Annotated in this window: 12 protein-coding genes, 1 tRNA gene and 2 pseudogenes; 11 read left to right on the top strand and 4 right to left on the bottom strand. The window is 66.1% G+C overall.

What is annotated here, in order from left to right:
- Positions 1-35: 35 nt before the first annotated feature.
- Both ACTOXK_RS02820 and ACTOXK_RS02815 read right to left on the bottom strand, forming a co-directional pair.
- Complete coding sequence (locus ACTOXK_RS02820) at positions 36-743, bottom strand: response regulator transcription factor (protein WP_482277098.1); 708 nt, start codon at positions 741-743, stop codon at positions 36-38.
- 87 nt (positions 744-830) lie between these two features.
- Positions 831-2,588 carry an ATP-binding protein gene (locus tag ACTOXK_RS02815; protein WP_482277099.1) on the bottom strand — a complete coding sequence of 586 codons (1,758 nt, stop codon included), beginning with the start codon at positions 2,586-2,588 and terminating at the stop codon, positions 831-833.
- Between the two features lie 304 nt (positions 2,589-2,892).
- On the opposite strand from ACTOXK_RS02815, the gene ACTOXK_RS02810 reads away from it, so the two are divergent.
- Together ACTOXK_RS02810 and ACTOXK_RS02805 are read left to right on the top strand one after the other, a co-directional pair.
- Positions 2,893-5,256, top strand: coding sequence for a molybdopterin-containing oxidoreductase family protein (locus ACTOXK_RS02810; RefSeq protein WP_482277100.1), 2,364 nt, complete (start codon positions 2,893-2,895; stop codon positions 5,254-5,256).
- Positions 5,257-5,260: 4 nt separating this feature from the next.
- A complete protein-coding gene (locus tag ACTOXK_RS02805) occupies positions 5,261-5,833 on the top strand; it encodes a 4Fe-4S dicluster domain-containing protein (protein ID WP_482277101.1) in 573 nt (190 codons plus the stop codon).
- Positions 5,834-5,952: 119 nt separating this feature from the next.
- Here ACTOXK_RS02805 and ACTOXK_RS02800 read toward each other — a convergent pair.
- Positions 5,953-6,156 (bottom strand): annotated as a pseudogene (locus ACTOXK_RS02800) (helix-turn-helix domain-containing protein); the annotation flags it as partial.
- Positions 6,157-6,302: 146 nt separating this feature from the next.
- Here ACTOXK_RS02800 and ACTOXK_RS02795 point away from each other — a divergent pair.
- From ACTOXK_RS02795 to ACTOXK_RS02780, 4 genes and pseudogenes are all read left to right on the top strand, one after another.
- Positions 6,303-7,229, top strand: coding sequence for a molybdopterin dinucleotide binding domain-containing protein (locus ACTOXK_RS02795; RefSeq protein ID WP_482279222.1), 927 nt, complete (start codon positions 6,303-6,305; stop codon positions 7,227-7,229).
- Between the two features lie 598 nt (positions 7,230-7,827).
- Positions 7,828-8,475, top strand: a complete 648-nt coding sequence (gene dmsD / locus ACTOXK_RS02790; protein WP_482277104.1) for a Tat proofreading chaperone DmsD — start codon at positions 7,828-7,830, stop codon at positions 8,473-8,475.
- Positions 8,476-8,490: 15 nt separating this feature from the next.
- Positions 8,491-8,939, top strand: a pseudogene (locus ACTOXK_RS02785) (dimethyl sulfoxide reductase anchor subunit family protein); the annotation flags it as partial.
- A gap of 107 nt (positions 8,940-9,046) precedes the next feature.
- Positions 9,047-9,355, top strand: coding sequence for a hypothetical protein (locus ACTOXK_RS02780; protein ID WP_482277120.1), 309 nt, complete (start codon positions 9,047-9,049; stop codon positions 9,353-9,355).
- Positions 9,356-9,360: 5 nt separating this feature from the next.
- Here ACTOXK_RS02780 and ACTOXK_RS02775 read toward each other — a convergent pair whose 3' ends face one another.
- Entirely contained in the window at positions 9,361-9,879 is a 519-nt protein-coding gene (locus ACTOXK_RS02775; protein WP_482277105.1) for a metallophosphoesterase family protein, read from the bottom strand.
- A gap of 412 nt (positions 9,880-10,291) precedes the next feature.
- Between ACTOXK_RS02775 and ACTOXK_RS02770 the strand changes: the two genes are divergently transcribed.
- The 5 genes from ACTOXK_RS02770 (at position 10,292) to ACTOXK_RS02750 (ending at position 14,123) form a co-directional block, all read left to right on the top strand.
- Positions 10,292-10,642, top strand: coding sequence for a CDP-alcohol phosphatidyltransferase (locus ACTOXK_RS02770; RefSeq protein ID WP_482277106.1), 351 nt, complete (start codon positions 10,292-10,294; stop codon positions 10,640-10,642).
- Positions 10,643-10,680: 38 nt separating this feature from the next.
- Positions 10,681-10,998, top strand: coding sequence for a CDP-alcohol phosphatidyltransferase (locus ACTOXK_RS02765; RefSeq protein WP_482277107.1), 318 nt, complete (start codon positions 10,681-10,683; stop codon positions 10,996-10,998).
- 238 nt (positions 10,999-11,236) lie between these two features.
- A complete protein-coding gene (locus ACTOXK_RS02760; RefSeq protein WP_482277108.1) occupies positions 11,237-12,109 on the top strand; it encodes a P-loop NTPase in 873 nt (290 codons plus the stop codon).
- Positions 12,110-12,229: 120 nt separating this feature from the next.
- A tRNA-Ala gene (locus tag ACTOXK_RS02755) sits at positions 12,230-12,305 on the top strand.
- A 402-nt stretch (positions 12,306-12,707) separates the two neighbouring features.
- On the top strand, positions 12,708-14,123 hold the full coding sequence (locus ACTOXK_RS02750) for a peptidylprolyl isomerase (protein ID WP_482277109.1): 1,416 nt from the start codon (positions 12,708-12,710) through the stop codon (positions 14,121-14,123).
- Positions 14,124-14,254: the final 131 nt, after the last annotated feature.

Below are 14,254 nucleotides of genomic sequence, written 5' to 3'. Positions count from 1 at the left end.
TCTAGCAAGGCGGCGCGGGCCCGGGGCCGTACCGCCTACCCGCAGGCCTCGGGGTCCAGGCGGTAGCCGATGCCCCAGACGGTCTCGATGATGCGGGGCTCGGTGGGGTCGGCCTCTATCTTGGCGCGCAGCTTCTTGATAAACACGGTGATGGAACTGGTCTCGCCCACGAACTCCGGTCCCCAGGCGGCTTCCACCAGCTGCTCGCGGGAGAGCACGGTGCCGGGGCTCGCGGCCAGGGTGGCCAGGATCTTGAACTCCTTCGGGGTGAGCGCCACGGGCGTGCCGCCGAGGGCGGCACGGTGCTGGGCCATATCCAGCGAGAGGCGGCCCACGGCGATGGTGCCGGTGGAAGGCATGGCCGTGCTCGGGCGCATGGCCGCGCGGCGCAGGTGGGCCTCGATGTGCATCATAAGCTCGCGCGGGTCGAAGGGCTTCACCATGTAGTCGTCGCCTCCGGCGGCAAACCCCACCCCCTTGTCCACGATGTCGCCCTTGGCCGACAGGAAGATGACCGGCACCGTGATGCCGCGGGCCCGCAGCTCGCGGCAGGCGGTGAAGCCGTCCATCTTCGGCATCATCACGTCCATGATGATGAGGTCGGGCCCGTCGATGCCGACCCGGGCCAGCGCGTCCGCACCGTTCTCGGCGTAGGCGAACTCGTAACCGGCGCCCTCTACCATGTCCCGCACCAGCTTCTCGATGCGCGGCTCGTCGTCAACGAGCAGAATCTTCGCCATCATCGTCCTCCTTCGTCGCGGTCCGCTGCTGTCGGGCGGCAAGGGCCCGGCCCTTGCCCTACCGTGGTCTTGCCCCTGCATCTCGCGTGCCTACGCATCCTCTTCATCCCCGGCCTCCGCCACGGGTATATGGGGAATGCGCACGGTGAAGGTGCTGCCCTCCTTCACGCGGCTCTCCACGGCAACGGTGCCTCCGTGCAGCTCGGTTAGGTCCCGCACCACGGCGAGCCCGAGCCCCGTGCCCCGGTAGCGGCGGTTGGCCGACTGGCCCGCTTGCTTGTACAGCTCGAATATCTGATCCAGGTCCTCGGCGGCAATGCCCATGCCGTCGTCGCTCACGCGCATCACGATCTCGCCGCCCCTCGCGCCGTCTCCCGCACCGCCCTCGCCGGCTTCGCCATCTGCGGGCTTAAACGTGATGGCCAGGTCGACGAAGCCGCCGCGGTGGGTGTATTTGATGGCATTGTCCACGAGGTTCTCCAGCACGCGGCGCAGCTTCTCCCAGTCGGCCATGGCCAGGGGCACGTCGGGGGCCACCGAGCAGGTGAGCCGCACGTCCTTAGCCGCGGCGATGGGGGCCAGAGCCTTGCGCACGAACTGGGCCAAGTCCACGAAGTCCACGGGCTCGGGCAAAAGCTCGTCCTTCTGGGCGGCATGTTTGGAAATGACGAGGATGTTGTTCACCATGTTCAGCAGCAGGGTGGCGTTCGACTCTATCTCGGCCACGGCCTCGCGGGTCTTGGGCGCCAGGCTCTCGTCGCCGTTCAGGATGCGGGCGTAGGCCAAAATGCTCGTGAGCGGCGTGCGCAGCTCGTGGCTCACAATGGCGAAGAACTCGTTCTTGTAGGCCACCTCCTCGCCGAGGCGGTCGAGTGCCGCCTTCAGTTCCCGTTTCTGGTAGTTGAGCAGGTCGTTCAACACCATGAGATCGTCGGTCTTCGATCGCACCTGGCCTTCCAGATCGGCATAGAGCGCCTCCAGGTCGCGGGCCATGCGGTCGAAGTCGCCCGTGAGCTCGGTAATCTCGTCGCGGGGCCTGGCGCAGGGGTCGGGCACCGCGAGCGTGTAGTCGAAGTCGCCCTCGCCGACCGATTTCGCCGCCGTGCGCAGGGCGTCGATGGGTTGCAGCACCAGCCGGCTCGTGACGAAGTAGAGCCCGGCGAAGGCGGCCACCATCATGAACAGCACCATGACCACCTGCTGCACCATGCTGTTCTGGATGCCGTCGGCGTAAATGTCCATGGGCTCGGTGATGGACATGGCGCCGCCCACCTGCCCCACGGCCATGCCCTCTTTCGAATAGCCGTACTGGTCCGGCTCGCCGACCGGCTCGCCGTGGCATTCCAGGCACGATTCGGTCACGTACAGGGGTTCGAGATAGCGGAACACCCGCTCGCCGTCGGCGCCGGCCATGACGCGCCAGTAGGCCTTCAGCTCCGGGTCGGCGTTGAAGGCGGCCAGGGCCTCCTGCTCGAAGGCGTCCGGGGCGTTGGCCGCCTGGCGGGGCGTGTCGTTGGTGAAGCGGATGGAGTAGTCGGTTTCCGTGGTGAACAGCATGGAGATGGACTTCGCCGCCACCACGCACACGAGGTGCTTCGTGCGGAAGCTGCCGTCCTCGGCGCGGTTGATGACGTTCTGGTTCCTGTCGACGAAGTCCCAGGCGGCCCGCATCTCGGCGGCCAGGACCTCGGCCTTCTCCCGGGCCTCGTTCTCGGCCTGGGCGTTTTGCAGCGACAGGTTCCACAGGATATCGATGCCCATGAGCGCAACCATGATAACGCCGATGGATACGGCGATTTTGAAGCGTATGCCGAAGCGGAACGAGCGTTCCGACGGGTGTCGCGCCATGGATCCCCTCCTTGCCAACCACCCTATTATGCCCGATGGGAAGGGGTGCGGGAATAGCTGATGGGGAAGGTAATTCTTTTTTAATATTTGTCCCGAATTCTTAATGAAAAGTTCCCTTCCCGACCATTGCGGCCGGCCCCCGGCAGCGGCACAATGGGCCTGTGCGCTGGGGTCTCGGTCGAGGAGGGCCGCATTCCCGCAGACGGCGCCCTTCCGCGACGTGCACCGCAATCGGTGCGACGGACGGCGAAGGGGCTGTCGGCACAGCGCCGCGAGGAAATCCTATCTGAGGGAGGAGAGTTCTATGACGAAGAACAGCGAACGCGCCGCAGACGCCACGCTCACCCGTCGCGCCTTCGTGGGGGCCGCAGCCGCCACGGCCGCCGCTGCGGGCCTGGCCGGGTGCGCCCCGGCGGCCACCGACGACGCGCCCGCCGACGAGGAGGGGCTGCCCGCGACGGGCGAGGATCCCTACGAGGGCGCGGAGATCTTCTATTCCACCTGCCCGCCGGAGTGCCAGCACCACAACCTCAAGGGCTATGTGGTGGATGGCAAGCTGGTGAAGGTGGAGTCCTCCGAGCTGAACGACTGCGCCGCCTGCGCCCGCGGCATCGCCCGCGCCTACATGACCAACGACCCGGAGCGCCTGACGGTGCCGCTGCTGCGCGACGGCGACAAGGGCTCGGGGAAGTTCAAGGAGATCACCTGGGACGAGGCCTTTGACCTTATCCAGCAGAAGTTCGACGAGGCCATCGCCGCCGACGGCGTGGAATCCATCTGCTACGTGACCGGCTCCGGCAACTTCGGGGCCATGCACGGCCCGGTGGCCAACGCCTTCTTCGCCCATCTCGGCGGCGCCTCCACCACGGTGGGCAGCCTCTGCTGTGCGGGCACCACGGCGTCCATCGTGCCCATCTACGGCCAGCGCTTCCTCGATTGCCGCAATCAGATCGAGAACTCCACCTACTGCGTGATCTGGGGCAACAATCCGGCCATTTCCAAGCAGGGCTACTTCCAGCGCTTCGAGAAGGTGGTGGAGAACGGCGGCAAGCTCGTGGTCATCGACCCCATCTACACCGAATCGGCCGCCAAGGCCACCGACTGGATCGCCCCGTGGCCCGGGACGGACGCGGCCCTGGGGCTGGCCATGCTGAAGACCATCGTGGACGAGAAGCTCTACGATGAGGAGTTCCTGCTGGCCCACACCTGCGCTCCCTGCCTCGTGGACAAGGCCACGGGCACGCCGGTGCTTGAAGCGGAAGACGATCCGGCCTCGTTCATGGTGCTTGATGCGGCCACCGGCACCGTGGTGCGCCACGACGCCCCCAACATCACGGCCGCCCTCACCCTGGAGGGCACGCCCCAGGCCGAGCAGTACAGCACCGAGTTCGAGCTCATCTACGCCAACGCCGCGCCCTGGACCGCCGAGGCGGCCGAGACGGAGTGCGGCGTGCCCGCGGCCGACATCCAGCGCATCGCCCGCGAGTACGCGGCCGCCGAGCACGCCATGATCGTGCAGAACATGGGCGGGTTCATGCGCACCGAGAACGGCACCTACGCCACGGCCATCGGCGCGTACCTGGCGGCCTTCTGCGGCCAGGTGGGGCACATCGGCGACGGCGTGTCCGACGCCGGCGGCATGAACGAGGTGAAGACCGGCGCCCCCATTCCCGTGCCCGAGCTTGACCACAAGGTCCCCGCCATTCCCCGCTTCAAGTTCGGCGAGGCGGTGCTGGCCCAGGATCCGCTGAAGGTGAACGTGCTGTGGTCCATGACCGGCAGCCCCATGACCCAGTGGCCCAACACCAATATGGTGAAGGCGGCCCTGGAGGCCATCCCCTTCGTGGTCACCGTGGAGCACTACCTCACCTCGACGGCCCTCTACTCCGACCTGGTGCTGCCCTGCACCGGCATGTTCGAGATGGAGGGCGTGCTGGCCAATGCCCGCTCCCACTGGGTGCAGCTGGTGGAGAAGGCCGTGGACGGCCCCGGCCAGTGCAAGTCCGACCTGGAGATCTTCACCGAGCTCGCGAAGCGCTACGGCTTCGGCGACGCCTTCGACGTGCCCATGGACACCCTCATCAGCAACGTCATCGAGCCGACGGGCGTCACCCTGGAGGAGCTGAAGGAGAAGAAGGCCATCGACGTGGTGGGCCCCGACTACATCCCCTATAAGGACGGCGAGTTCCTCACCCCCTCCAAGAAGGCCGAGTTCTGGGTGGCCGCGTGGAAGGAAGAGGGCTTCGATCCCATCGTCACCTACGCCCGCTCCGAGGAGGACGCTCGCAACGACAACGAGCTGGCGGGCAAGTACCCGTTGTTCGCCGTGCAGCAGAAGACCTATCGCGGCGTGCACTCCACCTTCCATGCCCTGCCGTGGATGGACGAGATCTGCGACACCGAGCCGCACATCCTCATGCACGCCGACGACGCGGCTGCCCGCGGCATTGCCGACGGGGACGCCGTGGTGGTGTTCAACGATCGCGGCGAGCACCGGGGCATCGCGCGGGTGAACAAGCTGCTGAAGCCCGGCGTGATCGGCCTGCAGAACGGTTGGTGGGAGCAGCAGGGCGGCTCGTCCAGCTACGTGACCAACGACAAGTGGAAGACCCTCGGCGGCACCCACTGCTGCAACCAGACCCTCGTCGACGTGAAGAAGGAGGCGTAAAGCCATGGCCATCGGATTTTGGATGAACAACAAGAACTGCTACGGCTGCAAGACCTGCTCCATCGCCTGCAAGAGCGAGAAGCAGCTGGGCCCCGGCGTGCTGCTGCGCACCGTGACCGAGATTCGCCAGGACGACCCGGCGGCCTTCGCCTTCCTCTCCATGGCCTGCAACCACTGCGAGGAGCCGGCCTGCGTGGAGAACTGCCCCGTGGGCGCCTACAGCAAGCTGGAAGACGGCACGGTCATGCAGGATCACACCGTGTGCATCGGCTGCAAGACCTGCATCTCGGCCTGCCCCTATGGCGCTCCCAGCTATGATGAGGCGACGAGTACCACCTTCAAGTGCGACGGCTGCTACGACCGCCGCCAGCGCGGCGAGCTGCCCGCCTGCGTGGCCGCCTGCCCCGGTGCGAACCTGGCCCTCGACGAGATGGACGCACTGCAGAGCGCCCACGCAGCCGACATCGTGTCCGACGAGAACTCCGGCACCAAGCCCAACTTCGTCATCACCGTGGACGCGGCCCTGACCGAAGAGCCCGACGACATCGCCGTCGCCGCAGCCGCCGAGAAAGCCTAAGGCTGCCCCGCCGGCACGCCCGCACCAAGCAAGCCCTCCCAACGGTGCCCCGACCCTCCGTCGGGGCACCGGTTTTTCGAGGCACGATTCTCTGTGGGGGCAAGCCAGCGGAAGGTCGGCTAGCGTCCCTCGGGCTCGAAGCTCTCGACGAGGGCGATGAGCTCCTGGCGCTTGTGGATGTCCAGCTTCACGTAGATGTGCTTGGAATGGGTGCGCACGGTGTTCTCGGACACGAAGAGCGGCTCGGCGATGTGGGCCACGGTATGGCCGCGGGCGATGAGCTCGGCCACCTCGGCCTCGCGGGCCGACAGGCCGTAGAACTCCCGCACCGCCGCCATGGTCACCAGGGCCAGGGCCGGCCGCCAAATGGTGGACAGCACGTGGCGGTAGGTGCGCGGGTGCTCGCCAGGAAGGTGGCCGCGAAGGTGAGCGATTCGGCTCCGAAGAACCACAGCATCACATCGGGGGTTTGGAAGGCCGGGGGCAGGAAGGGGAACACGCCGCCCCAGACGCTCGCGGCGTTGATGGCGAGGAACAGCCCGTAACCGAGCGAGGCCACGTTGGGCCGCAGCGCCGCACCAACGGCGAGACCGCGGCCCGCGCCATCGCCCTTCTGCCCCAGCTCGTGGGTCAGGTGGGCCTGCCCTCCACGAACTCCGGCCTGCGCGAGGGCAACGGCGGCTTCAGTCTGAACTCGCTGCCCACGGGCGACAACCCCATCACGGCTAAGTTCCCGAACTACCTGTGGCCCGAGGCCATCAAGGACGGCACGAAGCTCACGGCCCTGAATGCCGGCATCCAGGGCGCCGATGCGCTGCCCGCCCCCATCAAGATGATGATCAACTACGGCAACAACATGCCGGCCAACCAGAATGGCGACATCAACTTCACCACCGACATCCTGCGCGACGACAGCCTCTGCGAGTTCATCGTCTGCTACGACGTGGTCATGACCGATTCCGCCAAGTACGCCGCCACCTGGGAGCTGCCCGAGGGCGACGTCATCTACCCGATCCCGGTCTACGTGCCCGGCTTCGACGGCCCCGATGCCAACACCGACGAGTACCCGATGCAGTTCACCGGCTACCACACCAAGGCCCACACCCATTCCAGCTATGCCAACAACCAGATCATCCAGGACGCCCATCGCCACAACATCTGGATCAACCCGCTCGATGCTGCCGCGCGCAACATCGAGACCGGCGACTTGGTCCGCGTGTTCAACGACCACGGCGAGATCCTCATCGAGGCGAAGGTGACCGACCGCATCATGCCCGGCGTGGGGGCCATCCCCCAGGGCATGTGGCACGACGCCGACATGGACGGCGACCGGGTGGACAAGGGCGGCTGCATCAACACACTCACGAGCCGTCACTGCACGCTGGAGATTATGTAGGTACTTGGGTTCCGTTCGTCCTGGCGGGACGAACGAACCGGCCGACGCTGAGGCTCCGACAGGCACCTGCCTCTGCGCTTCACCGCTTGCCCTCACGTACCCAGTACGCTCGGCCGCGGTTCAGCACAGATCCAGGCACCTGTCGGAGCCTCGCTGACTTCCTTGGGCGCACCTGGGTGGGGTAGAATGGAAGGGGTGGTTTCAGGGAGGAGAATGGAAGGAGGGCGCGGTGCAGTACGGGTTCCACTTCAACGGCCGGCGGTGCACCGGGTGCAAGACCTGCGTGCTCGCCTGCAAGGACTTCCACGACCTGCCGTCCTCCATCGCCTTCCGCCAGGTGTACGAGTACGGCGGCGGAACGTGGCAGCGCGCCGACGACGGTCACCGCGCCGCATCTGGCCATCACCCTGCCCGCCTGCGCCGAGACCGACTTCGACCGCATCCGCGCCGAGGGCCGCGTGCAGAACGGCCACGAGATCGTGTAGGGAAAGGGGCGTCGTGCTCTGCCCGGGGAAGGGGCGCGGTGCCGCCGAGACAAGGGGCCCGAGCCCGGCCGGAGTGGCCGGGGCCGCGGGCAAGCACAAGAGAGAGGGAAGCCATGACCGAACCCACAGAACCCATGGACGCCATCGTTTTCGCGGGGGCGAGCCTGGCGCCGTTCTTCCTGAACGACCCCCGCACCGGCGATGCCGCCGATGCCTTCGCCGCCCTGGCCGAGCTGGACGTGGCCGCCGCTGCTGCGGAGTGGCCCTTCGTTGGCGACGAGGTTGCCGAGGCTGAGGAGGCCCTGGCCGCCATGAAGGAGGGCCTGGCCGCCGGCGCCGACCACGATGACGTGGTGTGGGAATACCGCCGCCTGTTCGTGGGGCCGGGGCATCTGCCCGCGCCGCCCTGGGGCTCGGTGTACACCGATCGCGAGTGTGTCGTCTTCGGCGAGAGCACCCTGGCCCTGCGGGCGTGGATGCGCGCCGTGGGCGTGGAGCGCCTGACCGACGAGCGCACCCCCGAGGATCACATCGGCCTCATGCTGGCCCTTTTGTCCTTCCTCGCCGCCGAGCGGCCCGAGCTGGTGGACGACTACCTGCGCGACCACCTGCTTACCTGGGCGCCCCACTATCTGGAAGCTCTGGAAGAGGCCGCTGAGCAGCCCTTCTACGCCGGCCTTGCCCGCCTGGCGCGCCTCACCCTGGCCGGCATTCAGCGGGAGCGCGGCCTGACGGTCGAGCTGCCGCGCTTCTACCGCTAGGGGGACCGGCGTTCCATGGACGGCTTCGCCATTGCCCTAAGCGAGATCACCCTGGTGCTCTTCACCACTCTGGCCCCGTCGGGGGCGGTGGCCTACCTGCTCACGAGCCTGCCCGTGCTGACGGGCCGCGCCACGGGGGAGGAGGCCCGCCGCCTCAACCAGCTGACGTTTCTGCCCCTGGTCATCGCCATGGTGGGGCTCATCGCCTCGGCCACCCATCTGGGGAACCCGTCCAACGCCCTCTATGTGTTCACCGGCGTGGGCCGCTCGCCGCTGTCCACGAGGTGTTCTGCGCCGTCATCTTCCTGGCCCTGGCGGGGGTGTTCTGGCTGTACTCCTTCGCCGAGCATCCGCGCACGGGCCTGCAGCGGGTGCTGCTGGCCGTCATCGACGGCGCCATCGTCGCCTTCGTGACGGCCGTGGCCTTCGCCTACGACGTGGATACCATCATCACCTGGAGCCTGCCCCTCGTGCCCGTGGCCCTCATGCTGAACGCCCTGGTGGGCGGCCCGCTTATTGCCCTGGTGGGCTTCGCGGCTGCCGGGCGCCTGCCGTTGCCGGGTGCGCTCTTGTGCACGGTGGCAGCGGGGCCCTGGTGGCCAACGGGGTCGTCTACGGGGTGCTGGCCGGCCAGTTGGAGCTCCTGGCCAACGAGTTGGCCTCGGTGGCCCAGCTCGTGCCGTCGCTTCCGGCGTGCGTTGCCGCCTTCGCCGTACTGGGTCTCGCCGGCGAGGTCGCGGCCTTCTGCGGGGTGCGTGCCCGCAACTCCCGCCGACGTCTGGCATTGCTGATAGCCGGGGCGACGCTCGCCCTCGCGGGCATCTTCGTCATGCGCTTCGTCTTCTACATGACGCACCTCGCCGCTGGTCTCGGGGTATAGCGCCGCTACACCTCCAGCAGCACTTTGCCGTCGAGGTTCTCGACCCACGCGTGCAACACGCGACCGTCTTCCACGTCCATCTTCGCGATGGTGCGGCCAAAGTCGCTGCGGGGGCGGAACACCGCGCCGGGACACATATATATAGCCGCCGGCCGCGCCTCGGGTCCCACGATCAGCTCCGGCACATGGGTGTGGCCGTGCACGATAACGTCGGGAATGGGGTCGCCGGGGCCGAGGCCCCGCGAGGCACCCCCGCAGTTCACGCGCACGTCGCCGGGCTTGTGGCCCACGAGGAACTTCACGCCCCCGATCACGGGCCGGGCGAAATGGTCCACGGCGCTGCCGTATTCCGCGAAGTCGTTGTTGCCGAGCACGGCGGTCACGGGCGCCAGGGTTTCCAGCTCTCGCAGAATGGCCGGGCCGCCGATGTCGCCGGCGTGGATGATGTGGTCGCAGTCCGCCAGGGCCGCGTAGGCCGCCGGGCTCAAGGAGCCGTGGGTGTCCGAGATGATGCCGATGCGCATGGGGCCTCCTGTTTTTTGGGAGCGTTCGTTCTCGCAACGATAATAGCCGTTTTTGTGCAACAAACTCCAGTAAGTAGACATGTCCCTGTGCAAAAGAGGTCGCGAACCCGTCTTTTTATCGTAATTCGCCTCAATTTCCGCCCGTTTTTCTTGAAAACGGGGAAGGGGTGTCTATTTACTGGAGTTTGCTGCACAAAAGGAGGAGATAGCCGAACCAGCCGGCCCCCGAACCAACCGACCCCCTCCGATCCGCCCTTGCCCGCGGCCTCTGCAAATTCGAAGCAAAACGCTTATAGATTATCGGCCGCGCGCCCTCGTTGACGCAGCGTCCCTGCTATGATGGTCTCACCAGGCGGGGAGTACCGTCGATGGGCGGCGCCCCCGCGCGAATCCGCTCGAGAGAGGACGTCCCATGGGTAAGAAAATCGACGAGGCGCTCGACATCGCATATGAGGATATGCCCACCTACCTGCACGCCAACCACTCCGTGTACATGGAGACGCCCACCGGGCTGTACTATCTCACCGACGTGAACGACCGCTACTGGCGCGTTCAGGACACCGAGCGTTTCAACGAGAAGGGCCATTACCTGGATTGCAGCCCGCTGGTGCCCACTATCGGCGAGTTTCTGGAGCTGCCCTACAACGACGAGGGCCACACCATCAAGGCCGTCTTCGCCGAGGCCACCTTCTACCCGTCGGGCGATGGGAAGGAAATCGTGGAAGTGGAAAACGCCGCCGATGCCGAGGCCGCCGAGGAGTAGAATCAGCGGCATCCATCCGCGCGAGAACAGGAGCACCCATGGGAAAGAAAGACGTTGAGGCCCTAGACATCACCTTCGACGAGCTGCCCACCTACCTGCACACGAACCACTCCCTGTACATGGAAGTGGCCGACGGCCTGTACTACCTCACCGACGTGAACGACCAGTACTGGCGCGCGCAGGACACCAACCAGTTCAACGAGAAGGGCCACTACGTCGATTGCAGCCCGCTCGTGCCCACCATCGCCGAGTTCTTGGCGTTGCCCTTCCACGAGGGGAAATCCGTGCGCGACCTGGCCGGCGAGGCCACCTTCTACGCCTCCGGCGACGGCAAGGACATGCCGGAGGACTTCTAGGGATTGCCCTGGGCGAACCCCGGGGCAGTCTTACCGGGTAACCCTGTCCCCGTGCAAAGGTGGGGCGGCTTAACAGGACAACGTTACCCGGTAAGACTGCCCCGGTAGCGCCGCTCCGTTGGTCCCTTCGCGAACCCCGAGGATGCCCTGCGCACCCTCGGGGTTTGTGCTATGATGCCCCACGAGCTATCTTGGTTGCGAATAATGCAACCGCCTGAGAAGAGAGAAAGAAGGAATCATGGCAGAAGAATGCTCCCACGAGTGCTCCAGCTGCGGCGTGTCCGGCTGCGGAGACCGCACGGCCGCGTCCGGCCCCTCTACCCTGGAGGCCAACAAGCGCTCCAACATCAAGCACGTGGTGGGCGTGGTGTCCGGCAAGGGCGGCGTGGGGAAGTCCCTCGTCACGAGCCTGCTGGCCTCTGAGATGAACAAGCGCGGCTACAAGGTGGCCATCCTGGACGCCGACATCACCGGCCCCTCCATCCCGAAGTCCTTCGGCGTGGATGCCCGCCTGACTGGGGACGCCGACGGCATCAACCCCGCCGCCTCCGCCAGCGGCATCAAGCTCATGTCCGTGAACCTCATGCTGCCCGAGGGCGACATGCCCGTGGCCTGGCGCGGCCCGGTGGTCTCCGGCGCCATCAAGCAGTTCTGGCAGGAAGTGAACTGGGGCGATGTGGACTACATGTTCGTGGACATGCCTCCGGGAACCTCGGACGTGTTCCTCACCGTGTTCCAGTCGCTGCCCGTGGACGGCATCGTCACCGTGTCGGCTCCCCAGGAGCTGGTGGCCATGATCGTGGGCAAGGCCGTGAACTTGGCCCGCTCCCTGGAGGTGCCCGTGGTGGGTCTCGTGGAGAACATGGCCTACTTCAAGTGCGACGACTGCGGCAAGGAGCACCACATCTTCGGCGAGCCCCAGGGCGCGGCCGTGGCCGAGAAGTACGCCATCCCCGCCGTGGCCACTCTGCCCATGGACCCGAACTTCGCCCGTCTGGTGGACGAGGGTCGCGTGGAGGCCTACGACGTGGAAGGCGCGCTGGACGGCATCATCGAGCAGGTGGAGAAGGCCGCTGCCGAGGCTGCCGAGAAGGCCGAGGCTGCGGAATAGCCGCCAGCGGGGTGCGGCGGGGCAGGCGCATTTCGGGCCAATTTTCGGGGGCGCGAAATTTTTTCAAAAAAATACTTGCGCCCCCGACCCGTTGTGCTATTATATTCCTCGCACTTTTACGGGGCCTTAGCTCAGCTGGGAGAGCGCATGGCTGGCAGCCATGAGGTCAGGGGTTCGATCCCCCTAGGCTCCACCAAGACTTGTCGAGCGTCTACTTCGGTAGGCGCTCGTTTTCGTATATCGCGCAGGGGATCGAACTCCGCGAGGGGCGAACAGCCCGCAGGGCTATGAGCAACCACGTGTTTTGGCTGGTGAAGTTCACTTTTAAGGAAACCTTTCAGGTTGCTTTCAGGTGTGTGTGGGTTTCGTTTCCGGGGTGTGCGGTATTCGTGATTCGCTTTCGCCCCGTCAGCAGGATTGAAATAATAACGCCCTGACCACAGTGGGGAATACTATCTCAACTGCCTTTTCCGGCGGAACACAGGGCCCGGTTGGGAGGGCCGTGCGCTGTGGGATGAGAAAGAGCGCGTCGGCGTGAGCCGCGCGGCAGAGATGCCCGGCATACGGGCTGGGCAGCGAATGAAAGGTTGAGGGATTCATGAAATTCACCTCGTTTATGAAGAGCTCTGCTCTGAAGGGTGCCGGCGCCATGGTGCTGACCGTGGCCCTGGGCGCAGGTCTGGTCGGCTGCGGTGGCGGCGGCATCGGTGGTGCCGTGGCTGCTACGGTGAACGGCCAGGAGATTATGGAGCAGACCGTGACCGACTACGTCGCGCAGTTCCGCACCGATAGCGGCCTGGAGTCCGATGAGGAGTGGGGCAAGTGGATGGTGGCCAACGGCTATACTCCCGAGACCGTGCGCCAGGAAGTCATCGACTACTACATCAACCAGGATCTCTACGATCAGGCTGCCACTGAGTACAATGTGACCGTGGAGCAGGCCGATATCGACGAGGCCCTGAGCCAGACCAAGAGCATGTTCGAGAGCGACGAGGCCTTCAATGAGGCTCTTGAGGCGAGCCAGATGACCGAGGAGGATTACATCAACGAGGTGATCCGCCCGAATCTGCTCCAGACCAAGCTGGCCGATGCCGTGGCTGCCGCTGAGGGCGAGGGTGACGGCGAGGGCGACGATGCCCTGCTCGCCCAGGCCCAGTCCATGGCCGATCAGCTGAACGGTGCGAAGCGCTCCAGCCACATCCTGCTCACCGCCGAGGGCGATGAGACCGACGAGGCCCTGCTGGCCCGCGCTCAGGAGCTGCTGGATCAGATCAACAACGGCGACATCTCCTTCGAGGACGCCGCCGCCCAGTATTCCCAGGATTCCGGTAGCGCTGCCCAGGGCGGCGACGTGAATTGGGACAAGCTCGGCACCGGTTTCGTGACCGAGTACCAGGAGGCCCTGGACGGTCTTGAGAAGGACCAGATCGTGGCTGCTCCCGTGAAGAGCGAGTACGGCTATCACATCATCAAGTGCACCGATGTCTTCACCGTGCCCGAGGGCGGCATCACCTCCACCGATCAGCTGCCGGCCGAGTTCCTCGACACGCTGAGCTACATGCAGGAGGCCAACACGAGCCAGAACTTCGCTACCTGGTTCGAGGAGTACCGCAACAACGCCCAGATCGAGATCAACCCGATGCCCGAGGGCCTGCCCTACGCCATCGACCTGACCCCCTACGAGGAGCAGGCCGCTGCCGACCAGGCGACCCCCGAGGGCGATACCTCCGATCCCACCGCTCAGGACCAGGCCGACGAGCAGGCTCCGGCCGCCGACGGCGAGGGCACTGAGGGCGCCGATGCCGCGGCTGCCGACGATCAGGCTGCCGCCGAGGGCGATCAGGGTGCTGCCGAGGGCGACGCGACGAGCGACGGTGCCGCTGAGGGTTCCGCCGAGGGCGCCGACGCTCCTGCCACTGGCGATCAGACCGATGCGGCCGGCGAGCAGGACGCTGCCGCTGGCGACCAGGGTGCTGATGCCGGTGCCGCCGACGGGGCCGGCCAGGCTCAGTAAGCGTTCCATAGTCGCGGAACCGTTCCCTATTCACGGTCCCATTCGGGGAGCCCGCTTCGGCGGGCTCCCTTTTTGTGTGCAAAGATGAAAACTGACTCAACGTTTAGTTTTACACTCATCAAAAGGCCAGA

Source organism: Adlercreutzia sp., from assembly GCF_056795635.1.
The sequence above is the reverse complement of the archived record's forward strand: the minus strand, read 5'-3'. Positions and strand labels throughout refer to the sequence as shown.